The following is a 22,468-nucleotide window of genomic DNA, read 5'->3' on the forward strand; positions in this document are numbered from 1 at the left end:
CCGTAGCGAAAACCGCAGCGCGCCATTAGCAAAAAGCCGTTGCCGCCCGAAAGCCGCAACGGCCTTTTTTTATCGCAAGCGAGGAAACGCGGGCCCGCTGGCCGCCTTAAGTCGCAATCCCAGCCACCCCATGCTGTTTGAACCACGCCAGCGCACGACGCCAGCCATCTTCCGCATCGGCCTTCTTGTAGCTCGGCCGGTAATCCGCAAAAAACGCGTGACCCGCATCGTCATACACGACGAACTGCGAACCGCGTCCCACTTGCGGACCTTGCGCGATAGCCTGCTTCATCTGTTCGAGCGTGGCCTGCGGGATGCTCTGATCCTGCAATCCGTAAAGCCCCAGCACCGGCGCACGAAGCTGCGCGACCTCATCGAGCGGGTTCTCCGGCGTCATCGCGTTTTTTTCGCCCGTTACCCGCCCATACCACGCAACCCCCGCTTTCAGCCCCGGGTTATGTTCGGCGTACAACCACGCAATTCGCCCGCCCCAGCAGAAGCCATTCACGCCTAGCCGGTTCAGATCGCCGCCATGTTCGCCAGCCCAGGCGACGGTCGCGTCGAGATCGCCCATCACCTGTGCGTCCGGCACTTTGCTGATCAGTTGCTCGCTGAGCTGCTGAATGCTCGTGTACGCAGTCGGATCGCCCTGCCGTTCGTACAGATTTGGCGCGATCGCGAGATAGACTTGCTTGGCGAAGCGCCGGCACACGTCGGCGATATGCTCGTGCACGCCGAAAGCCTCGTGCACGACGACGATCACCGGCAAGTGCGTCTTGCCCTTCGGCTGCGCGCGATAGGCCGGCACCAGCGTGTCACCGGAGCGCACCGCCACTTCGCCGGCTTCGAGGCCGTCACTGTTGGTATGAATGGTTTGCGCCGAGACCGGCAGCACGGCGGCGGCGAAGCCGGTGCCGAGCGCCGCCTTGATGAAGGTACGGCGGTCAAAGGGAACGTGCGGGACCAGGCTGTCGATCTCGGGTTTCAGCATGCGGCGCCCCTCGGTTGAACGTTGGAGGCAACAGGATACGCCTGACACGCATCCTGTTGCAGATGCAACGTTCCCGAGCGACGGCCGGGCGCATCAGCGCACGTCAGCGCGCCTCAGTGCAGCTTGACGCGCGGTAGCGTGGTGCGGCGCAACCAGTGCGCGAAAGTATCGAGCACCATCCGCGCGTAGCCGTGCAGCGCGGCGATATGCAGCCGGTACAGCGACATGTACATGAAGCGCGCGAACAGCCCTTCGATCAGCATATTGCCGCCGATCACCCCGCCCATCAGATTACCGACGGCGCTGAAATGCCCAAGCGACACCAGCGACCCGAAGTCGCGATAGGTGAACTCCGGCAGCGGCTTGTTTTCGAGCCGCGCCGCCAGCGCCTTCATCAGGAAGCTCGCCTGCTGGTGAGCAGCCTGCGCGCGCGGCGGCACGTTGCGCTCGTTGCCCGGCCACGGACAGGCGGCGCAATCGCCGAGCGCAAAGACGTTATCGTCGGTTTCGGTTTGCAGCGTGCGGCGCACGATGAGCTGGCCCAGCCGATTGACCGGCAGGCCATCGAGCTCGCTCAGAATCGGCGGCGCCTTGATGCCGGCCGCCCACACCGTCAAATCGGCGCGCACGGTTTTGCCGCTCGCGGTGCGGATCATGCCGGGCGCGACTTCGGCCACGGTTTCGCCGATCATCAGCTTCACACCGAGCTTGGTGAGCAACTCGGCCGTGGCGGTCGAAACCCGTTCCTGCAAAGCCGGCAGAATGCGCGGCCCGGCTTCGATCAGCACGATGCCGACGTCATGCCGCGGATCGAGCTTGTGCAGACCGTAGGCGGAAAGCACTTGCGCCGTGTTGCGCAATTCCGCCGACAGTTCCACGCCCGTCGCGCCGCCGCCGACAATCGCCACCTGAATGCGCGGCTCGCCCGGCGCGCCAGCGTCCGGCACTGCTTCAACGGGCTCATGCACCTGATGCTCGGCGCGCATGCACGCCGCGATCAGACGCTTGCGAAAACGCTCGGCCTGGCTGACCGTATCGAGTGCGAGGGAAAATTCAGGCGCGCCTTTGACGCCGAAGAAGGCGGTCGTGCTGCCGATCGCGATGATCAGCGTGTCGTATTCGAGTTCGCGTACGGGCAGCAATTCGGCGCCGTCGTCGTCGAGCACGGTGCCGAGCGTGAGGCGCTTGTTCGCGCGGTCCAGCCCCGTCAGGTCGCCCTGCTGAAATTCGAAGCCATGCCAGCGCGCTTGCGCCGCATATTCGAGTTCCTGCGTGAACGGGTCCATGCTGCCCGCCGCCACTTCATGCAGAAGCGGCTTCCAGATGTGCGTGGGGTTGCGGTCCACGAGCGTGACCTGCGCCTGCACACCGCCCTTGTTCTTGTGGGGTGCATAGCGATCGCCCAAACGCGTCGCCAACTCCAACCCCCCCGCGCCTCCGCCAACGACGATAAAACGATGCATGGAACTCTCCGTGTTTGCCGATGGGTTATGCGTCGTGCGGCGCCCACTAGATTTCACATAAGCGCCGTCTTTCAGCGATTGTCCGCGAGCAGCACGGGTTGTCACAAGCCATCAATACGCATGTGTGACATGCGCACGACGATATCGCGTCCCGTCACACGCACGTCAATGCGCTTCTTCCCAGTTCAGACCGGCGCCCACTTCGGCGACCAGCGGCACTTTCAGGTCGGCGACACCGCACATCAACTCGGGCAAGCGCTTGCGCACGTCGGACAATTCCGCGTCCGGGACTTCGAGGATCAATTCGTCGTGCACCTGCATGATCATGCGCGTGCCGATCTTCGACGCTTCGATCCAATCCTGCACCGCGATCATCGAAAGCTTGATCAGATCGGCGGCCGTGCCTTGCATCGGCGCGTTGATCGCGGCGCGCTCGGCGGCTTGACGACGCGGGCCATTGCCGCCGTTGATCTCCGGCAGCCACAGGCGGCGGCCGAACACCGTCTCGACGTAACCCTTGGCCTTCGCGCTCACACGCGTTTCGTCCATATAACGCGCCACGCCCGGATAACGCGCGAAATAGCGGTCGATATAGAGCTTGGCTGCGTCGCGCGTGATGCCGAGGTTCGCGGCGAGACCAAACGAACTCATGCCGTAGATCAGACCAAAGTTGATGACCTTGGCCACGCGGCGTTGATCGTTCGAGACTTCGAGCGGCGTCACGCTGAAAATCTCCGCCGCCGTGGCGCGGTGAATGTCTTCGCCCTGCGAGAACGCGCGCAGCAACGATTCGTCGCCGGAAATGTGCGCCATGATGCGCAATTCGATCTGCGAATAATCCGCCGACACCAGCTTGTGTCCGGGCGGTGCAATAAACGCTTCGCGAATACGGCGGCCTTCACCGGTACGCACGGGAATGTTCTGCAGGTTCGGATCGTTCGACGCCAGACGCCCCGTGACCGCCACGGCCTGCGCATAGTTCGTATGCACGCGGCCCGTGGTGGCGTTGACCATGCGCGGCAGCTTGTCGGTGTAGGTCGACTTCAGCTTCGACAAGCCACGGTGTTCGAGCAGGATCTTCGGCAGCGGATAGTCTTCGGCGAGCTTTTGCAGCACTTCTTCGTCGGTGGACGGTGCGCCGCTCGGGGTCTTCTTGATGACCGGCAGTTCCAGCTTCTCGAAGAAGATCTGCCCGATCTGCTTCGGCGAACCGAGATTGAATTCGCCGCCGGCCAGCACGTACGCTTCGCTTTCCAACTGGATCAGACGCGTGGCGATTTCGCTGCTCTGCCGACGCAGTTTCTCAGCGTCGATCAACACGCCGGTGCGCTCCATCTTGCGCAGCACGCGCGAGGTCGGCAGTTCGATGCCGCGATAGACGTATTCGAGCGTCTTCTCGGCGGTCACTTGCGGGTAAAGCGCCTGATGCAGCCGCAAGGTGATGTCGGCATCTTCCGCCGCATATTCGGCGGCCTTGTCCAACGCAACTTCGTCGAAGCCGATCTGCCCCGCGCCCTTGCCCGCGACCTCTTCGTACTTGATCGTCTTCACGCCGAGATGGCGCAGCGCGAGGCTGTCCATGTCGTGCGTGCGATGCGATTCGACCACATACGATTGCAGCAGCGTGTCGTGTTCGACACCGCGCATTTCAATGCCGTAGTTCGCCAGCACCTGCTCGTCGTACTTGAGATGCTGGCCGACCTTCTTGTGCTCGGCGCTTTCGAGCCACGGCTTGAGCTTGGCGAGGACTTCGTCGCGTGGCAATTGCACGGGCGCGTCCGGGCCGCGATGCGCGAGCGGCACATACGCCGCCCGGCCGGCTTCCACCGACAACGAAAGCCCCACGATCTGCGCGGTCATGGGATCGAGCGAGGTGGTTTCCGTATCGAACGAGGTCAACTCGGCCGCATTGATCGTTTCGAGCCACGCGTCGAATTGTTCCCACGTCTGCACGGTGTCGTAGTGCCGCTCGTGATCCACCGACAAAGCCGGCGGCACATCCGTTTCCGGGCCTTCCACGGCGTCCGCGATTTCCACTTCGCGCAGCCACGTCTTGAAGCCGTGGCGCGTGAACACCTCGCGCAACTCCTCGCGCGATTCCGGCCGGCTTTGCAGGTTTTCCTCGATCGACACGATATGGTCGGTCATGTCGCAGTTGCGCTCGACGGTGACGAGTTTCCTTGCCATTGGCAGAAAATCGAGCGCTCTGCGTAGATTGTCTCCTACCGCACCTTTGATTTCGTCCGCATGTGCGACGATGCCATCTAGCGAATCGAATTGCGTCAGCCATTTGATCGCTGTTTTCGGCCCGCATTTCTCGACGCCGGGCACGTTGTCGACGGTATCGCCGATCAACGACAGGTAGTCGATAATGCGCTCCGGCGGCACGCCGAACTTGGCGAGCACGCCGGCGCGGTCGAGCGTTTCGTTAGTCATCGTATTGATGAGGGTGACATGATCCGACACAAGCTGCGCCAGATCCTTGTCACCCGTCGACACGATCACATTCATGCCACGCTTTTCTGCTTCCGTGCTGAGGGTGCCGATCACGTCGTCGGCCTCGACGCCCTCTATCATCAGCAAGGGCCAGCCGAGCGCGCGCACGGCCACATGAATCGGCTCGATCTGGCGCGAGAGGTCGTCCGGCATCGACGGGCGATTCGCCTTATAGTCGGGATACCAGTCGTCGCGAAACGTTTTGCCCTTGGCGTCGAACACGCACGCGCTATACTCTGCTGTGACTTCCTTGCGCATGCGCCGCAGCATGTTGATCATCCCGTAGAGCGCGCCCGTCGGACCACCGTCGGGGCTCCGCAGATCCGGCATCGCATGGTAGGCCCGGTACAGATAACTCGAACCGTCGACCAATAGCAGGGTCTTACCTTCAAGGCTTCGTTCTTCAGGCATTATGACTAAGAGAAAAGTGATTCCGAGTCTGCGATCACTCGCAGATCAAGAGCGCGCAACGGCCAAAAAGGCCCGCGCATCGTGGCAGATGTTCACGATTATGGCAGAGTTTATCGAGGCGACCGAGTACCTCTCGGAGATTCGTCCGGCTGTCAGCATCTATGGTTCAGCGCGCCTGAAACCGAACTCGCCCTACTACAAACTTGCCACGCAAATCGCGCGCAAGCTCTCGGACGCCGGCTTCGCAGTGATCTCGGGCGGCGGCCCGGGCATCATGGAAGCGGCCAACAAGGGCGCGCATGCGGGCAAGGCGCCTTCGGTCGGCCTGAACATCGAATTGCCGCACGAGCAGTCGGGCAATCAGTGGCAAGACATCTCGTTGCGCTTCCGCCATTTCTTCACGCGCAAGGTCACGTTCGTGAAGAACTCGGACGCGGTGATCGTCATGCCCGGCGGCTTCGGCACGCTGGACGAACTCGCCGAAGTGCTCACCCTGATTCAGACCAAGAAGTCGCGCCACGTGCCGATCATTCTGGTGGGTGCCGAGTTCTGGGAAGGCCTGCTTGCGTGGTTCAAGAACTCGCTCACGCCCATGGGCCTGATCAATCCGACCGACATGGACCTCATGCAGGTCATCGACGATCCGGACCAGGTGCTCGAAGCAGTGCTCAAGTTCTATGAAGACCGCGAAGAAGCCGAGCCGCAACCGACCAAGTCGGACGAAGACCGGATGTTCTATCTGTGAGGCTGCCGCTTCGCGCTCCTGCGCGAGGTGAATGCAACGCAACGCGACGAACACGCGGACGCAAACGGGCAGCCTCAAGGCTGCCCGTTTGCGTTTCATCGGTTTGATCGCCTTGCGCATGTGACTCCAGATCACAAGGGCGACGTTCAAAAAAGCGTTTTCCTCGACGCTGGTTCGGCGCTAACCTCCTGAGCTTGAACCGGAAGCTAACCGACATGGACCACGATCTCACCTCTTCCGAGCCCGCGCTGGCGCCTACGCCCACATTGCGGGAAATCTTCGGCGGCTTTCTCGGCCTCGGGCTGATCTCCTTCGGCGGCGCACTGCCGCTGGCGCGGCGCGCACTGGTCGAACAACGCCGCTGGCTGAGCGCCGACGAATTCACCGACTTGCTGGGCCTCTGCCAGTTTTTACCGGGCGGCAATGTGATCAACCTCTCGGTGGCCATGGGCATGCGCTTTCGCGGCGTGCCGGGCGCGCTGGCCGGCCTGCTCGGACTGATCGCGGGACCGTCGCTAGTGGTGATCGGCCTCGGCGTGCTGTACGAACACACGCAAAACGACCCGCACGTTCGTCGTCTGTTTGCCGGTCTCGCCGCCGCCGCGGCCGGCCTGTTGATCTCGATGGCCGTGAAAATCCTGCTGCCGCTGCGGCATAGCCCAATGGCCGCGCTCATCGCGGCACTCGGCTTCATCGCGATTGCGATGATGCGGCTGCCGCTTCTGCCCACCATGCTGGTGCTGACGCCGCTCAGCATCTATATCGCGTCGAGGAGCGCACGATGAACGACACGCTCATTGCCCTCGCCGTTATTTTCAGTCAGCTTTCGCTGCTCGCGTTCGGCGGCGGCAATACGATTCTTCCGGAGATGCAGCGTCAGGTGGTGGACGTGCATCACTGGATGCCGGCCAGCGAATTCAGCGCCCTGTTCGCGCTTGCGCAAGCCGCGCCGGGGCCGAATCTGATGATCGTCACACTGATCGGCTGGCACGTGGCCGGTTGGGCGGGCATGCTGGTGACGTCGGTGGCGAAGTTCGGGCCCTCGTCGCTGGTGACGATACTTGCGATGCATGCGTGGGAGCGATTCAAGGACCGCCCGTGGCGACGCTACGCGCAGCTGGGACTGGTGCCCGTAACCGCCGGCATTATCGCCGCGAGCGCGGCGCTGATTGCCGAAGCCTCGAACTCGACGGCAATCACGTGGGCGATCACCTCTTTCACCGCTGTCATGGCAATGAAGACGCGCATCCATCCGCTTTGGCTTCTGGCGGCCGGCAGTTTGATCGGGCTGATCAGTCTCGGGTAGCGTTGACTTTGATCGAGCAGGAGCGAGCCGAAGCAGCGCTCGCCCTTGCCTGCCAAAAACGCGCTTACTGAAACGCGACTTCCGCGAAGCTGCGCAGTTTGCGGCTATGCAAACGATGCAGCCCATTCATCCGCAATAGTTCCATCGCCTTCACGCCGATCTGCAGATGCTGATCGACCTGCGCGCGATAGAACTGATCCGCCATGCCGGGCAACTTCAATTCGCCGTGCAAGGGCTTGTCCGACACGCACAGCAAGGTGCCGTAAGGCACGCGGAAACGGAAGCCGTTCGCGGCGATGGTCGCGCTTTCCATGTCGAGCGCAACCGCACGGCTTTGCGAGAGCCGCTGCACCGGCTCGCGATGATCGCGCAACTCCCAGTTGCGGTTGTCCACACTCGCCACCGTGCCCGTACGCATCACGCGCTTCAGTTCGACGCCGTCAAGCTGCGTGACCTGCGCGACCGCGCGCTCCAGCGCGACCTGCACTTCGGCGAGCGCCGGAATCGGCACCCACAGCGGCAGGTCGTCGTCGAGCACGTGATCCTCGCGCACATAGCCGTGCGCCAGCACATAGTCGCCGAGACGCTGCGTATTGCGCAGGCCCGCGCAGTGGCCGAGCATGATCCACGCATGCGGGCGCAGCACGGCGATGTGATCGGTAATGGTCTTCGCGTTCGACGGCCCGACGCCGATGTTGACCATCGTGATGCCGCTGCCGTCCGCGCGCTTCAGGTGATACGCGGGCATCTGCGGCAGACGCGGCGGCGCCGTGCCTTCCTGCTCCTGTTCGCCGAGATTCGCGTTGTACGTGACCACGTCGCCGGGCTCGACGAACGACGTGTATTCGCTGCGATAGGCGCGCTGTTCTTCTTCGTCGGTATGGGCCATCATCGTGCGGCCGAGTTTGACGAACTCGTCGATATAGAACTGGTAGTTCGTGTACAGCACGTAGTTCTGGCAATGCGTGGGCGAGGTCGCCGTATAGTGCTTCAGCCGATGCAGCGAGAAATCGACCCGCGCCGCCGTGAACAACGCAAGCGGATGCGGCTCGCCCGGCGGCGGTTCGTACGTGCCGTTGACGATGCGATCGTCGAGCAGCGCCAGGTCCGGCGTATCGAACACGTCGCGCATCAGGAACAGGCGCTCGCGATCCAGGTCGCCTTCGAGGTGGATGCCCTCGGCGAAAGCGAAATGAATTGGAATCGGCTGGTCGGACACGCCGACTTCGATCTGCACGTGATGATTCTTCGCCAGCAAGCGCAATTGCTCGCGATAGTAGTTGCCGAACAGATCGGGCCGCGTGACGGTCGTCTCGAACACGCCCGGACCCGCGACGAAACCATACGAACGGCGCGAGTCGATATGCGTGTTGACCTCGGTGCACACTCGCACGAACGGATAGCAGGCGCGTACCCGGCGTTGGAACAATTCGTTGCGGCGATAGCGCGCGAAGGCGTCGCGCAAAAACGAAGTGTTCGCTTCGTAGATCGCCGAGAGGCGGGTGACGGCCTCGGTAGCGTCGTCGAAGGATTCGGTTGGGAAGCTGTTGGCGGGAGTCTGCACCGCGCGTTGATTGGTATCGTTGTTCATCTTCATTCGCCTCGATGGATGAGGCCACATTACCACGGAACCCGCGGTCGCCAAATGACCTGGCGGCGCTGCAACACACGCCGCCACACCGCTCGCAAGTTTGCGCGCACGCCGCGCGAAAGCGGCGCAAAATAAGGCGGTCGCGCCCGAGGACCAGGTGGGATTTGCTAGAATCGGGGCACCATATTGGAGAATCACCATGAAGCCGCTCCTTCCCGTCGCCGTTGCACTGGCCTTCGCCTTTGGCAACGCCGCGATGGCTGCCCAGCCTGTCGACGATACACCTGCTCCCGGCGCGCCCCAGTCCGCCAACGAACGGGCCGGTCTGCCCGACCTGGAGAAGATCAATCGTCCGGCCGCCGAGGTCAGCTCGAAGGTCGAAATCAACGTCCCGCGCACGCCGAGCTTCTACGAACGCAGCGCCAACGGCACCGAAATCACCGAATACCGCGACAAAGGCAAGCCCGTCGAAATCAACGTGCATTCGAACCTCGGCACGCGCTATCAAATGAGCGCGCCGCTCGACACGTCGCCCACCGTGCGTGACAACGGCCGGGCAAGCACGCGTTTGCCGTCGGTGAACCTGACCTATTGATGCATGCCGGGGCGGCGCCCCGGTGTGGGCCGCCGCCCGGATGCACGCGCCCGCAAGGCGCCGTCCCGAGCCTCGGCCTGCCTGGCCGGTCACCCTGGCGGTAAGGCGTTGAAATACCGCCGCGCTTGACGGCGCCGCAAGAACGCTTTCTCGATACCGCATTTGCCGCACATCGCACTGGCCGCACTGCGCCAGCCCGACCAACCTGATCTGACGTTTCCCGCATGGCTGTCTTCACCGCTGTCACCGAACCCCAACTTGCAGAATGGATGAGCCATTACGATCTCGGCGACGTCGTCGAATTTCGCGGCATTTCCTCCGGTATTGAGAACAGCAACTTCTTTCTGACGACGACGCGCGGCGAATACGTCCTCACGATTTTCGAAAAGCTGACGGCCAAACAACTGCCGTTCTATCTCGACCTCATGCGGCATCTGGCCGCGCATCGCGTGCCGGTGCCGGACCCCATGCCGCGCGAAGACGGCGCGCTGTTCGGCACCTTGCATGGCAAGCCAGCCGCCATCGTGACCAAGCTCGAGGGCGCGCCGGAGCTGGCGCCGGGCGTCGAGCACTGCATCGAGGTCGGGCAAATGCTGGCGCGCCTGCACCTGGCAGGACGCGACTACACGGGCTATCAGCCGAATCTGCGCAGCCTGCCGTGGTGGCAGGAAACCGTGCCGACCATCCTGCCGTTTCTGGAAGGCGAGCAACGCGACCTGCTGTCGTCCGAACTGGCGCATCAGGAAGCCTTCTTCGCCTCGGCCGATTACGCCGCGCTGCCCGAAGGCCCGTGCCACGCAGATCTGTTCCGCGACAACGCCATGTTCGCGCACGCCGCGCCGGAGACGGGCCACGAAGTGCGCCTGGGCGGCTTCTTCGACTTCTATTTCGCCGGCTGCGACAAGTGGCTGTTCGACGTGGCGGTGACGGTCAACGACTGGTGCGTCGACCTCGCCACCGGCAAGCTCGACGATGCGCGCACCGAAGCCATGCTGCGTGCCTACCAGACCGTGCGTCCCTTCACCGCCGAAGAAAACCGCCATTGGGGCGATATGCTGCGAGCGGGCGCGTACCGCTTCTGGGTCTCGCGCCTGTATGATTTTTATTTGCCGCGCGCGGCCGAACTGCTCAAACCGCACGATCCCGGCCATTTCGAGCGCATTCTGCGCGAACGCCTAACCGGCGTTGCACTTCCAGGCATTCATACCTCATGCAACTGATCGAAGTCCCCGCGAAAGCCGGCTATGTGTGGTTCCGGCAGGGTATCTGGCTGTTCCGCAAGAACCCGCTCGCGTTCCTGACGCTGTTCTTCACCTATCTGCTGGTGATGACGCTCGTGGCGCAAATTCCGGTGGTCGGCGGCGTGTTGCCGCTGGCCTTCATTCCGGGCGTCGCGGTCGGCTTCATGGCGGCATGCCGCAACACGATCGCCGGCAAACCGGTGTTCCCGACCATTCTGGTGGACGGTTTTCACTCGTATGGCACGGTGGTCGCCAAACGGCTGCTGGTGCTCGGCGTGCTCTACGTCATCGCGATGGCATTGGTGCTGGCCGCTTCAGCGCTCGCCGACGGCGGCATGCTGCTGAAGGTCATGCTCGGCGCCGCCACGATGGATCAGGACGCGATCGCCAACAGCAATATCCCGCTGGCGGTGATCACGGCTTTCGTGGTCTACATTCCGGTGGCGATGATTTTCTGGTTCTCGCCGATTCTTGCCGCGTGGCATGACGTGCCGCCCGTCAAGGCGATGTTCTTCAGCCTCGTCAGTTGCTGGCGCAACCGCGGCGCGTTCATCGTGTTCGGCGCGCTTTGGTTCGCGGTGGCGATGACGGTGTCGCTCGGCTTATCGGCGCTGATGCAGGCGCTGGGCGCGGGCGACTTCGCGTTCGCGATTCTGATGCCCGCCACGATGATCGTTACGACCATGCTGTACTGCTCGTTCTACGCGACCTATCGCGGCTGCTTCGGCGTGCAATCGCCCGAAACGCCGGACTTGCCGACCACGCCGGCGGCTTGATTCCGTTCAGGCGCGGGCGCTGTTCTGGCGCCCGTGCCGCGCCGCCCTCGCGACGGCGCCTGCCTTCGCCTTTTCCTGAATTTCCAACTGCACTCGTCAACCTGCGCCGATTTGCGGCACAATGGTTTGCGCGCAATCCATTTGCACGCTCTTTTTATACGAGATGCACCATGACCCAGCGCCCCGCTTTGCCCTTCACGCTCGACGAGCAACTCTGCTTCGCCCTCTACTCGACCTCGCTTGCCATGACCAAGGCGTACAAGCCGCTGCTGGACAAGCTGGGCCTGACGTATCCGCAATATCTGGCTATGCTGGTGCTGTGGGAGAGCGACGACGTCACGGTCAAGGACATGGCCGCGCGCCTGAACCTCGATTCGGCGACGGTCACGCCGCTGCTCAAGCGCCTCGAAACTCAAGGACTGCTGGAGCGGGTACGCGGCGTCGAGGATGAGCGTCTCGTGTATATCCGGCTCACCAAAGCCGGCTCGGCACTCAAGCGCCAGGCGCGCGAAGTGCCGGCGGAAATCTTGTGCGCGACCCAGCAGACACCCGAATTTCTGCTGCGTTTGCGCGACGACCTGACTCGCCTGCGCGGCACCCTCAACGATTACATGGACCACTAGCCGGTTCGTTGCAAAACGCGCGCTATCGCCACGATGTGAAAATTCATTTGCACACAAATGATTTGTGTACTATCTTACTCACATGCCGCAGCGACAGCGCTCCGCCAGAACGGCGGGCCCAGCAAAGAGCGGCAAATTTGCAGATCCTGACAACCCAGACAAAGGAGCAACACCATGAACATCCTCTACAAAGCAAGCGCAACGAGCACCGGTGGCCGCGACGGCCGTGCAGTGTCGTCGGACAATGCGTTGGACGTTAAGCTGGCAGCACCGCGTGAACTGGGCGGCACCGGCGCAGCGGGCACGAATCCGGAACAACTCTTTGCAGCAGGCTACTCGGCGTGTTTCCTGAGCGCCATGAAGTTTGTCGCCGGCCAGAAGAAGCAGACGTTGCCGGCGGACACGCAAGTCACGGCGGAAGTCGGGATCGGTCCGAACGACAAGGGCGGCTTCGCACTCGACATCGATCTGCGCGTCTCGCTGCCGGGTCTGGACGCCGGCGCGGCGAAGGAACTGGTCGACGCGGCGCATCAGGTCTGCCCGTACTCGAACGCTACCCGCAACAACGTCGACGTCCGCTTGCAAATCGCCTGAGCGACGGATTCGATGCATCGCTAGAGAATCGCTCGAGCGGCGCGGAAAACCACGCCGCTTGGCACGGACAGCGCCCGCACCCTGCACAATAGGGGCGGGCGCTGTGCCGTCTGCAGACGCGGCATGCAATGTGCGACGCAGGTCCGTGCCGGCGCCGGCGATAGCGCAGCCATTCGCCTTAATTCAACTATCCACGTTCCTGATGACACGTGTTCGACAACTGAATGACTCCTTCGACACCGGTCTGGTCTGGTTTCGCCGCGACCTGCGCAGCACGGACAACGCCGCGCTCTACTACGCGCTCAAGCATTGCGAGCGCGTGTGGTGCGTATTCGTGTTCGACACGACGATCCTGCAGCCGCTGGTCGACGCATGGCAGGTTCGTCATCCAGATACGCAGCCGCAGGATCGCAGGATCGAGTTGATTCTTGGGGCGCTGGGCGAACTGGACGAAGCGTTGCGCGCCAATGGCGGCGGCCTGATCGTGCTGTATGGCGAACCCGCCGACCTGGTGCCGAAGCTCGCCGACGAACTCGGCGTGGACGCGGTTTTTGCGAATCACGACTACGAACCGATCGCCATCGAGCGCGACGAGACGGTCCGCGAGACGCTCACTGAAGCCGGACGCCAATGGTTGACGTTCAAGGATCAGGTGATTTTCGAGCGCGATGAGGTGCTCACCGGCCAGAACAAACCGTTCACGGTATTCACGCCGTACAAGAACGCCTGGCTCAAGCAACTGACGGCCTTCGATCTGAAGCCCTATCCCGTCGAAACCTACACGAAGCATCTGGCCGCGCCGCCGCCGAAGCTGGACCGCCGCTTACCGACGCTCGACCAACTCGGCTTCGCGCCGAGCAATCTCGCGGAACTGGAGTTGCCCCCCGGCATGAGCGGCGCGCAGCGTCTGCTCGACGACTTCGCGACGCGCATTGACAGCTACAAGGACCGGCGCGACTTTCCCGCCGCGAAGGGTCCGAGCTATCTGTCGATACATCTGCGTTTCGGCACGGTCTCGATCCGCACGCTCGCGCGCCTCGCCCACGAGATGTCGTTGCAACCCGACGGGGAAGGTTCGGCGACATGGCTGTCGGAGCTGATCTGGCGAGACTTCTACTTCATGATCCTGGCGCATCATCCGCGGCTCGCGAGCGGCGCGTCGTTCAAGGAAGAGTACGACCGGCTGCGCTGGGAGCGCGGCGCGGAAGCGGACGAGGCGTTCGCCGCATGGTGCGACGGCCGCACCGGCTACCCGCTCGTCGACGCGGCGATGCTGCAACTGAACCGCACCGGCTATATGCACAACCGCTTGCGGATGGTGACAGCGAGCTTTCTGGTGAAGGATCTGGGCGTGGACTGGCGGCTCGGCGAGAGGTACTTCGCCGAAAAGTTGAACGACTTCGATTTCTCGGCGAATAACGGCGGCTGGCAGTGGGCGGCGTCGACAGGATGCGATGCGCAGCCTTACTTCCGGATCTTCAATCCGATCACGCAGTCCGAAAAATTCGACGCCGAAGGACGCTTTATCAAGCGTTATCTGCCCCAACTCGCGAAGCTGCCGTCGAAGTGGATTCATGCGCCGTGGCTGGCGGGCACGCAGCGGCTCGCGGAATTCGGCGTGGTATTGGGCAAGGACTATCCGGCGCCGATCGTCGACCATGCCGAAGCGCGGGCGCGCACGCTGGCCCGTTTCGGCAAGTGAGCACACGCTTACGTTGCGCTGCTTGGATTCAGAACGTCTGAAGGAGACTGGGAAATGCGCCGATTGCCGTCGCTGGTGGTGTTTCTTGTTTTGACGCTGGCAGCCGCGTTCGTCGGCAGCAGGTTTCTGCCTGACGCGTGGTACGTGGCGCTGCAAAAGCCCGCGTTCAATCCGCCGGATTGGGTTTTCCCGCCGGCGTGGTCGGCGCTTTATGTGCTGATGGCGATTGCCGCCTGGCGCGTGTGGAAACGCGACGGCCTGAGCGCAGCGATCGTTATATGGCTGGTGCAATTGCTGTTCAACGCAGCCTGGATGTGGCTCTTCTTCGGCCTGCATCGACCGGACGTGGCGCTGGCCGATATTCTGGTACTGCTGATATTGATCGCCGCGCTGACATTTGCTTTCTGGCGACGAGACCGCTGGGCAGGCGGACTATTGATGCCCTATGTGGCTTGGGTGGCGTTCGCCGCGGTGTTGAATCACGCGTTGTGGCAATTGAATGCGGCTGTCTGAGCGCTTGTTACAACTTGCGACAGCTTGGGCGCCTCACCCCGAACACCGGCGTTGCAATCCGCGCCGATGCTTTGACTGACGCAGCTTAGTGCTGGGCCATCCACGACGGTTGGCGAACGTTCGCCTCACGGTCCAGCTTGCGCATACGGAATTCCAGATCGTACAGATCAGTTGCTTCAGCGAGGAAAGCGTCGGCGCGTTCTTTCGCGAGTTGATCGGGCGATTTGGTCAGAAACAGAAACAGGCGGCTAAGCAGATACATGGTCAACCTCGACAATGAGTTTAGGCGTTAACGCCTAAGGGATAACCCGTATTATAGGGAAAACCCTAGGAACATGCCAGCACTCATTTCGAAGTGTTGCTTCACGGTCAACGCGCACCCGCCGAGGCCGCTGCGGCGTCGGCTTCAGCGATACGGCCGGTGCCCGTGCGGCGCTGGTGCTTGAAGAATTCCCACACCATGGCGCTTGCGTCGGGACCTTTGGCGGAATGAAACGGCACGGCGTCGTCGCCGCCGCTCCACGCATGGGCGAGTCCTTGCACGCGGCACAGCCGCACCACACGCCGGCCGCCGCGCAGATAGTCGCGCATGATCACGCCGCCCTTGCGGTCCTCGCGGACTTCGCCGGACTTGCGCGCGCCGTTCTGGTCGACGATGCGGTTCAGGCGGAGAAACTGCACCGCCAACTGGTCGGCATTGACCGGCGAAACCACATGGTCGGCGTCGCCGTGGATGATGATGGCCGGCATGCCGGGGTAACGCGCCACGTCGGCGGTTTCGTCGACCAGTTCGGCCGGTTCGCGGCGCGCACCGCGCCGCATCACATCCATCGCCATAATGCCGGAACGCGCCTCGCCAAAAGCAGGGCCGGAGTGCAGCGCGACCGCCGCGAAATGCTCCGGATGGTTGAGGGCGAGCAGCGCCGTCAGGCCGGCACCAGCGGAAATTCCGGCAACATACACGCGCTCGCTGTCGAAGCCATGCTGCGCGACCAGCGCATCCACCAGCGAGACCACCGCGCGCGCTTCGGCGCCGCCGGCGCTTTCGCCGGCGTCATACCAATGCCAGCAGCGGTGCGAATGCACGTGCTTCGACTGTTCCGGATAAACCACGGCAAAGCCGAAGCGGTCGGCGAGCACGTTCATCCGCGTGCCTTCGGCGAATTCATCGATCGACTGTGTGCAGCCGTGCAGCATCACCACCAGCGGCATGGCTTCGAGCGCATGGCCCGTCGGGACATACAAGCCGTACTGAAGGTGATTGACGAGCCGGCCGGGCGCGGCAGGCGCCGAGTGGAACGAGCGCGTCCACGAGCCACTCGCCCATGCCGACGCCCGCGGGCGCACCCGTGATTCGCGAGCAGTGGCGCGCGGCACCTCGCGTTTGACGGGCGCGCGCACGGCCGCTGCCGGCTTGATTGGGCGAACTTTGGTGGACGGCTTACTGGTGGCGGGCCGGGCCGGTCGCGTCGTGGTGCGCTTGGTGGTCTTGCGAGCGTGCTCGGTCTGAATCGCGAGCAGGCGCTTCAAACCGCGCAGCCAGATTTTCGATAGACTTTTTGCCATTGGCGGAAAACCTCGCAAAAAGGGGCAGGGTCCGTCCGGTAGAACGGTGCTTTGTTGTGCAATGCACAATAACACCAATCCTCATGAGATGCTGGAACCCCGGACTGCTATCCGGGCCCGAAATTTCCTCTCGGCGAACCTTGTCTCAAGGCCAGCGTCAAACCCCGGCAAGGCTCGTCCGTCGCTTGTTTGCCGGGTGTCGGTCGAATCTTTGCCGCTTGTTCGCGAGCCAACGTCCAGCGGCAAAAAGTCTCGCGCGCGGCGCGACCGCCCCGCAGCACCCGTCTATACTGGCGGTTAATTCTTTGCCGCACGGACCATGCCACGCCGGCCGAGTCGGCGAATTGCGCCGCTCGTGCGTTAACTCACCACCAACCGGATTCTACGCGGCCCTGGTCGCGCTTTTTGCCATGCCAGATCTACCTGCCCACCTTTGGTATTCGATCACCAGCCTCGGCAGCGCGGGCATGACGCTGCCGCTCGCGTTCGCCATCGCGCTATGGCTGGCGGTCGGCTACACGTGGCGCATGGCGGCGGGCTGGCTACTGCTGCTCGGCGCGGCCATCGGCATCGTGACGGTGACGAAGCTGGCGTTCCTTGGCTGGGGTGTCGGTGTGCGCGAGTTGGACTTCACCGGCGTCAGCGGCCATGCCATGCTGTCCACCGCGGTCTATCCGGTCGTGCTGTTCCTGATGCTCTTGCCGGCGCGGCCGGCCATCCGGCTGGCCGGCGTTCTGCTCGGCCTTGCCGCGGGGATCGCGGTGGGTTTGTCCCGCGTCGTGTTGAGCGCTCATTCGCCTTCTGAAGCGATTACCGGCTGTCTGACCGGCGCCCTGGCGGCACTGGTGTTCGTCCGTCTCGCGTGGCATGCGGAGCCGGGCCGGTTGTCAGCGCTGCCCGTCGCCGTCAGCATGATGGTCCTCGCGGTGCTGGTGCACGGCGTGCACGTGCCGACGCAGCGCTGGGTCACGCATATCGCGCTGAAAGTGTCCGGCCACGACAGGCCGTTCATTCGCGCGAAGTGGAAGGCGGTGCGCGATGTCCGTCCGGCCACGGCGCCGCTGTCGCAAACGCTCAACACGCTGGCGCCGCCGCATTCGTCCGACGTCTGAATCATCTCCCGTTGTTTGACATACCGCTTCATGCGTACCGCTGAATAATTGTCATAGGCCACCGTTATAACCTTTCGTATATTACGATAGCGTTTTAACCCGCCGATCCGGTTCACGCCGGACTTCCACGCCTTCATGACACTCTCCCGCCGTCTTCTGACGCAAGCGCTGTTCGTCGCCAGCGCCGCCTCCGTCGCCATCAGCGCCAATGCGCGCGCCGACGAACTGGTGGTCTCGGCCGCCGCCAGCCTGACCAACGCGTTCAAGGCGGTCAGCGAAGTGTTCGAGCAGCAGCATCCGGGCACCAAGGTGCTGCTGAACTTCGGCGCCTCCGACGTGCTGATGCAGCAAATCGTCAAGGGCGCGCCCGCCGACGTGTTCGCGTCCGCGGATCAAAAAGCCATGGACAAGGCCGCCGCCGAAAAAGTGATCGTGCCGGCCACGCGTAAGGACTTCGCCGCCAATTCGCTGGTGCTGATCGTGCCGACCGACAGCCATTTCGCGCCGACCGGTCTGAACGATCTGACGTCGGCAAGCGTGAAGCGCGTCGCGTACGGCGATCCCGCGTCCGTGCCGGTCGGCCGTTACACCCAGGGCGCACTGCAGGCCGCGGGCGTGTGGGACGCCGTGAGCGCGAAGGCCGTGCTGGCGTCGAACGTGCGTCAGAGCCTCGACTATGTGTCGCGCGGCGAAGTGGACGCCGGCTTCGTCTTCAGCACCGACGCCGCCGTCATGCCGGACAAGGTCAAGGTCGCGCTGAACGTGCCGACGCAAATGCCGATCACCTATCCGATCGCGCAAGTCGAAGGCAGCCGCCATGCCGCGGACGCGCAAGCCTTCATGAACTTCGTGCTGTCGCCGGCCGGCCAGGCCGTGCTCGCCAAGTACGGCTTCAGGCCCGCGCACTAACCTCACCGGGACGACGCACGCTCATGCAACAGGCCTGGATTCCGCTCCTGCTGTCGTTGAAAGTGGCGGGCTGGGCCACCGCGCTGAATCTGGTATTCGGCGTCGCTGCGGGCTTCGGTTTGTCGCGCTGGCGCTCCGGCGCGCGCGACGTGATCGATTCCCTGCTGATGCTGCCGCTCGTCATGCCGCCCACCGTGCTCGGCTATTACCTGCTCGTCCTGCTCGGACGGCGCGGCGTGATCGGCGGCTGGCTCGACCGCTTCGATATCCAGTTGGTGTTCACCTGGCAGGGTGCGGTGATCGCGTCGACGGTCGTGGCCTTTCCACTCGTGCTGAAATCGGCGCGCGCCGCTTTCGAGGCCGTCGATCCGCAACTCGAGCGGGCCGCGCGCACGCTCGGCGTCAGCGAAACGGCCGTGTTCTTTCGCGTGACGCTGCCGCTCGCCGCGCGCGGCATTCTCGCCGGCGGCCTGCTGGCGTTCGCGCGGGCGCTCGGCGAATTTGGCGCGACGCTGATGATCGCGGGCAATCTGCCGGGACGCACGCAAACGCTCTCAGTGGCGGTTTACTCAGCCGTGCAAGCCGGCGACGACAGCACCGCGAATTTCCTCGTGCTCGTGACTTCGGTGACGTGCGTCGTGATCCTGTTGCTCGCGGGGCGTCTCGTGCCGCAGCACGCCCTGTTGAAGTCGGGTTGATATGCTGCTCGCCGTCGACATCCGCAAGACCTTCCAGAGCGCCGAGCGCCGCTTTACGCTCGACGTCGCCTTCAAGGCCACCTCGCAACGCGTCGTACTGTTCGGACCGTCCGGCGCGGGCAAGAGTGTGACCTTGCAGGCTATCGCTGGCCTGCTGCGTCCCGACGAAGGCTCGATCACGCTGCATGGCAACGCGCTGTTCGACAGCGCGCGCGGCGTCGATCTGAAACCGCAAGCGCGCAAGCTCGCCTATCTGTTTCAGGACTACGCGCTATTTCCGCACCTGAATGTGCGGCAGAACATCGGCTTCGGCTTGCAGCAGGGCTGGCTCAATCCGCGCAAGCGCATCACGCATCCGCAGATCGATTACTGGCTCGATGCGCTGGAATTGAACAGCGTGGCGGGCAATCATCCGGCGCAGCTTTCCGGTGGACAAAAGCAGCGCGTGGCGCTGGCGCGAGCGCTCGTCGCGCAACCTCAGGTGCTGTTACTGGACGAACCGTTTTCGGCACTCGACAGCGCATTGCGTCAGCGCATGCGCCGCGAGCTGTCCGATCTGCAGACGCGGCTCGATATTCCGATGGTGTTGATCACGCACGATCCCGACGATGTCGCCGCCTTCGGCGATCAGGTCGTGCAGGTCAGCGACGGTTGCGTGCGCGAGGATCATCCGTTCGCGGGCTATGTGCGCAGCGAGCCTTGAGTCTCGACAGCGAGCCCGTCGTACGCCAGGTCTCTTCACGCGAAGCGAGCCCCCTTCCCGCGCCCAATCCTTCAAACCGGGCGCGAACCCGTCGCCCGCTCAGTCCTTCACGCCAAGTATCACACTTGACGCCTTGAACGCCGCGACGGCGCTCCCGCCTTCCACGAGGCCGAGCGTGTCGACGCTTTCATTGGTGACGACCGCGGTGATCACCGCGCCACCCTCCAGCACCAACGACACCTCGGCATTGACCGCACCGCGCTTCACGCTCTGCACTGTGCCACGCAACTGATTGCGCGCGGAGAGTCTGAGCGGCGCGCCGCTTGCGTTGTCGACGAGCAGCACGACCCACGACGCCTTGATCAACGCGAACGCCGTCGCGCCCTCGACAAGGCCCAGCGTCTCGGTGCTCTCATGTGTGATGACCGAGACGATCGCGTGGCCGCCGGGCAGTGTTAGCGCGATTTCGTCGTTGACGGTGCCGCGAGTGATCGCCGACACCGTGCCGTAGAGTTGATTGCGCGCACTCGTCTTCACGCCGATGCGGCCGATCAGATCCCAGTCCGTCGCGAAGCCTTCGATTGCCGCGCCCGCGCGTTCGAGAAAGCGTCGATGCTCGCGCTCCACCGCGCGAAACGTCTCGATCAGTTTGACGGCGCGCGGCGTCAGCGTGGTGCCGCCACCGCCTTTGCCGCCGGTCAGGCGCACCACGAGCGGCTCGCCGGCGAGGTTGTTCATCGTATCGACGGCATCCCACGCGCCTTTGTAGCTCATGCCGACGGCTTTCGCCGCGCTGGTGATCGAGCCGGTCTCGCCGATCGCCGCGAGCAGCGCGATCCGCGACGCGCCGCCGAGCGTCTGCGCGCCCGCCTGAAACCAGACAGAGCCGCCGAGTTCAAGCGTTTCGCGGGAAGGATCGGTGCGGTCGGAAGTCATGGCGAGGAGCGGTCGGTGACCGAGGAAAGGACGACGAACCATTATAGCGACGCAGGCCCGCGCCACCGGGCCGCTCGCCTGGCGGACCTCAAAAACGGATAGATGGGATACTTTTGGTTCGACGCTTCGAACACCGCCCCTTTGCATGTGTCGGCGCGGCTGGCCACGGCCGGTGCGCTGCAACTTCGATAAGGAGCAAGACAGTGAACATCGATCTATCGGGCAAGACCGCTATCGTCAGTGCATCCACGGCGGGCATCGGCCTTGCTATCGCCACCGGCATTGCCGCATCAGGCGCGCAGACCATCATCAACGGACGCAAGCAGGAGGCGGTGGACCGCGCGATCGACACGATCCGCAAGGCCGCGCCGCAAGCGAAATTGCAGGGCTTCGCGGGCGACCTCGGCACGCTGGAAGGTTGCGAAGCGTTGACGAAAGCCCTGCCGCAGGCGGATATCCTGGTGAACAACCTCGGCGTCTTCGGACCCGGCGACATCTTCACCACCGAAGACGATGACTGGGAGCGCTACTTCCAGGTCAACGTGATGTCGGGCGTACGGCTCGCGCGCCACTACCTCAAAGGGATGATGGAGCGCAAATGGGGCCGCGTGGTGTTCATCTCGTCAGAGTCGGCATTGAATATTCCGCCGGATATGCTTGCTTATGGTTTCTCGAAGACCGCACAACTGAGCATTGCGCGCGGCATCGCCAAACAGGCGGCCGGCAGCGGCGTGACGGTGAATGCCGTGCTGCCCGGACCGACCTTGTCCGACGGCTTCCGTTCGATGGTCGAAGACACGGCCAAAGAGCAAGGCAAAACCGTCGAACAGGTTGCCACGGAGTTCGTGCGCGAACACCGCAGCAGTTCGATCATTCAGCGCGCGGCCACCACCGAGGAAGTGGCGAACATGGTCGTCTACGTCTGCTCGCCGCAGGCCTCGGCGACAACTGGTGCGGCGCTGCGCGTCGACGGCGGCGTGATCGATACGATTGCGTGACGTTGCCGCTTTTCCAACGAACGACGGGCGAGATGGTCGCCCGTCTTCACGTCATAAGATGGCCGTCGCCTTCACAACGCGTACTGCGCGATCCCGTTGCCGAACGACCAGTTCTCCTTCAGCACTTCGACGAGATTGATGAATACATCCTCTCGTCGCAGCCCGGGCGATTCCGCCAGTTCGTCCGCCATACGCTTGTACAGCGCCTTTTTCATCTCGAGCGTGCGCGTGTTGTTCAGTGTGATCTGAATGATCACGAGATCGTCGCTTCGCTCGACGTTCAGATACTGGTTGTCGTACACAAAATTACCGGCCTCATGCTCGGTGATCAGCATGAAGATGTCGTCCTTCGGTACGTTGAAGGTGTCCACCAGCGCGCGCTGGATGCTCTCCGTCACAGCCTTCCGGTATTCGACGGGCTTACCTGCGCGCAATGCGATTCGTGTGAGCGGCATGATGAAATCTCCTTGGCTGCGTTGATTGGGTAAACACAGCTTAG

The 22,468-nt window shown here is 63.2% G+C and carries 23 protein-coding genes; 15 read left to right on the forward strand and 8 right to left on the reverse strand.

Annotated elements, in window-relative coordinates; genetic code table 11:
* Window positions 1–106 precede the first annotated feature (106 nt).
* The 3 genes from HF916_RS27000 to polA form a co-directional block, all read right to left on the reverse strand.
* On the reverse strand, window positions 107–991 hold the full coding sequence (locus tag HF916_RS27000; RefSeq protein WP_168791785.1) for a dienelactone hydrolase family protein: 885 nt from the start codon (window positions 989–991) through the stop codon (window positions 107–109).
* Window positions 992–1,104: 113 nt separating this feature from the next.
* Window positions 1,105–2,454 (reverse strand): NAD(P)/FAD-dependent oxidoreductase, encoded by a 1,350-nt coding sequence (locus HF916_RS27005; RefSeq protein WP_168791786.1) that lies wholly within the window; start codon window positions 2,452–2,454, stop codon window positions 1,105–1,107.
* Window positions 2,455–2,619: 165 nt separating this feature from the next.
* Entirely contained in the window at window positions 2,620–5,361 is a 2,742-nt protein-coding gene (gene polA, locus HF916_RS27010) for a DNA polymerase I (protein ID WP_168791787.1), read from the reverse strand.
* Between the two features lies 1 nt (window position 5,362).
* Between polA and HF916_RS27015 the strand changes: the two genes are divergently transcribed.
* The 3 genes from HF916_RS27015 (at window position 5,363) to HF916_RS27025 (ending at window position 7,412) form a co-directional block, all read left to right on the forward strand.
* Window positions 5,363–6,106: a TIGR00730 family Rossman fold protein gene (locus HF916_RS27015; RefSeq protein ID WP_106313288.1), complete on the forward strand. Its 744-nt coding sequence runs from the start codon at window positions 5,363–5,365 to the stop codon at window positions 6,104–6,106.
* 215 nt (window positions 6,107–6,321) lie between these two features.
* On the forward strand, window positions 6,322–6,891 hold the full coding sequence (locus HF916_RS27020; RefSeq protein WP_168791788.1) for a chromate transporter: 570 nt from the start codon (window positions 6,322–6,324) through the stop codon (window positions 6,889–6,891).
* Window positions 6,888–7,412: a chromate transporter gene (locus tag HF916_RS27025; protein WP_168791789.1), complete on the forward strand. Its 525-nt coding sequence runs from the start codon at window positions 6,888–6,890 to the stop codon at window positions 7,410–7,412. Before HF916_RS27020 ends, HF916_RS27025 begins: the two co-directional genes overlap by 4 nt.
* Before the next feature lie 64 nt (window positions 7,413–7,476).
* Here HF916_RS27025 and HF916_RS27030 read toward each other — a convergent pair whose 3' ends face one another.
* Entirely contained in the window at window positions 7,477–9,003 is a 1,527-nt protein-coding gene (locus HF916_RS27030; protein ID WP_168791790.1) for an AMP nucleosidase, read from the reverse strand.
* A 199-nt stretch (window positions 9,004–9,202) separates the two neighbouring features.
* Between HF916_RS27030 and HF916_RS27035 the strand changes: the two genes are divergently transcribed.
* The 7 genes from HF916_RS27035 to HF916_RS27065 all read left to right on the forward strand — a co-directional run bounded on the left by HF916_RS27035 (window position 9,203) and on the right by HF916_RS27065 (window position 15,047).
* Window positions 9,203–9,598 (forward strand): hypothetical protein, encoded by a 396-nt coding sequence (locus HF916_RS27035; RefSeq protein ID WP_168791791.1) that lies wholly within the window; start codon window positions 9,203–9,205, stop codon window positions 9,596–9,598.
* Between the two features lie 224 nt (window positions 9,599–9,822).
* Window positions 9,823–10,818 carry a homoserine kinase gene (locus tag HF916_RS27040; protein WP_168791792.1) on the forward strand — a complete coding sequence of 332 codons (996 nt, stop codon included), beginning with the start codon at window positions 9,823–9,825 and terminating at the stop codon, window positions 10,816–10,818.
* Window positions 10,809–11,615, forward strand: coding sequence for a BPSS1780 family membrane protein (locus HF916_RS27045; RefSeq protein ID WP_168791793.1), 807 nt, complete (start codon window positions 10,809–10,811; stop codon window positions 11,613–11,615). The genes HF916_RS27040 and HF916_RS27045 overlap by 10 nt, the downstream gene beginning before the upstream one ends.
* A gap of 170 nt (window positions 11,616–11,785) precedes the next feature.
* Window positions 11,786–12,238, forward strand: coding sequence for a MarR family winged helix-turn-helix transcriptional regulator (locus HF916_RS27050; RefSeq protein ID WP_168791794.1), 453 nt, complete (start codon window positions 11,786–11,788; stop codon window positions 12,236–12,238).
* Between the two features lie 174 nt (window positions 12,239–12,412).
* The gene (locus HF916_RS27055) at window positions 12,413–12,832 is read left to right on the forward strand and encodes an organic hydroperoxide resistance protein (RefSeq protein WP_106282649.1); all 420 of its coding nucleotides are present in this window, start codon (window positions 12,413–12,415) and stop codon (window positions 12,830–12,832) included.
* Between the two features lie 202 nt (window positions 12,833–13,034).
* A complete protein-coding gene (locus tag HF916_RS27060; RefSeq protein WP_168791795.1) occupies window positions 13,035–14,534 on the forward strand; it encodes a cryptochrome/photolyase family protein in 1,500 nt (499 codons plus the stop codon).
* A gap of 54 nt (window positions 14,535–14,588) precedes the next feature.
* The gene (locus HF916_RS27065; protein WP_168791796.1) at window positions 14,589–15,047 is read left to right on the forward strand and encodes a TspO/MBR family protein; all 459 of its coding nucleotides are present in this window, start codon (window positions 14,589–14,591) and stop codon (window positions 15,045–15,047) included.
* 85 nt (window positions 15,048–15,132) lie between these two features.
* Here the strand turns inward: HF916_RS27065 and HF916_RS27070 are convergent, their stop codons facing one another.
* Both HF916_RS27070 and HF916_RS27075 read right to left on the reverse strand, forming a co-directional pair.
* Window positions 15,133–15,309, reverse strand: coding sequence for a DUF3563 family protein (locus HF916_RS27070; RefSeq protein WP_168791797.1), 177 nt, complete (start codon window positions 15,307–15,309; stop codon window positions 15,133–15,135).
* Window positions 15,310–15,416: 107 nt separating this feature from the next.
* Window positions 15,417–16,613 carry an extracellular catalytic domain type 1 short-chain-length polyhydroxyalkanoate depolymerase gene (locus HF916_RS27075; RefSeq protein WP_168791798.1) on the reverse strand — a complete coding sequence of 399 codons (1,197 nt, stop codon included), beginning with the start codon at window positions 16,611–16,613 and terminating at the stop codon, window positions 15,417–15,419.
* A 410-nt stretch (window positions 16,614–17,023) separates the two neighbouring features.
* Here HF916_RS27075 and HF916_RS27080 point away from each other — a divergent pair, with 410 nt between their 5' ends.
* The 4 genes from HF916_RS27080 (at window position 17,024) to HF916_RS27095 (ending at window position 20,035) form a co-directional block, all read left to right on the forward strand.
* The gene (locus HF916_RS27080) at window positions 17,024–17,725 is read left to right on the forward strand and encodes a phosphatase PAP2 family protein (protein WP_168791799.1); all 702 of its coding nucleotides are present in this window, start codon (window positions 17,024–17,026) and stop codon (window positions 17,723–17,725) included.
* A gap of 135 nt (window positions 17,726–17,860) precedes the next feature.
* Window positions 17,861–18,634: a molybdate ABC transporter substrate-binding protein gene (gene modA, locus HF916_RS27085; RefSeq protein ID WP_168791800.1), complete on the forward strand. Its 774-nt coding sequence runs from the start codon at window positions 17,861–17,863 to the stop codon at window positions 18,632–18,634.
* A 23-nt stretch (window positions 18,635–18,657) separates the two neighbouring features.
* Window positions 18,658–19,332, forward strand: coding sequence for a molybdate ABC transporter permease subunit (gene modB / locus HF916_RS27090; RefSeq protein WP_168791801.1), 675 nt, complete (start codon window positions 18,658–18,660; stop codon window positions 19,330–19,332).
* 1 nt (window position 19,333) lies between these two features.
* Window positions 19,334–20,035: a sulfate/molybdate ABC transporter ATP-binding protein gene (locus HF916_RS27095; protein ID WP_168791802.1), complete on the forward strand. Its 702-nt coding sequence runs from the start codon at window positions 19,334–19,336 to the stop codon at window positions 20,033–20,035.
* Between the two features lie 99 nt (window positions 20,036–20,134).
* Here the strand turns inward: HF916_RS27095 and HF916_RS27100 are convergent, their stop codons facing one another.
* Window positions 20,135–20,971, reverse strand: coding sequence for a TOBE domain-containing protein (locus HF916_RS27100; RefSeq protein WP_168791803.1), 837 nt, complete (start codon window positions 20,969–20,971; stop codon window positions 20,135–20,137).
* A gap of 203 nt (window positions 20,972–21,174) precedes the next feature.
* Between HF916_RS27100 and HF916_RS27105 the strand changes: the two genes are divergently transcribed.
* The gene (locus HF916_RS27105; protein ID WP_168791804.1) at window positions 21,175–21,969 is read left to right on the forward strand and encodes an SDR family NAD(P)-dependent oxidoreductase; all 795 of its coding nucleotides are present in this window, start codon (window positions 21,175–21,177) and stop codon (window positions 21,967–21,969) included.
* 71 nt (window positions 21,970–22,040) lie between these two features.
* Here the strand turns inward: HF916_RS27105 and HF916_RS27110 are convergent, their stop codons facing one another.
* The gene (locus HF916_RS27110; protein WP_168791805.1) at window positions 22,041–22,424 is read right to left on the reverse strand and encodes a tautomerase family protein; all 384 of its coding nucleotides are present in this window, start codon (window positions 22,422–22,424) and stop codon (window positions 22,041–22,043) included.
* Between the last annotated feature and the right edge of the window lie 44 nt (window positions 22,425–22,468).

This window comes from Paraburkholderia aromaticivorans (assembly GCF_012689525.1).
GTDB classification, from domain to species: domain Bacteria; phylum Pseudomonadota; class Gammaproteobacteria; order Burkholderiales; family Burkholderiaceae; genus Paraburkholderia; species Paraburkholderia aromaticivorans_A.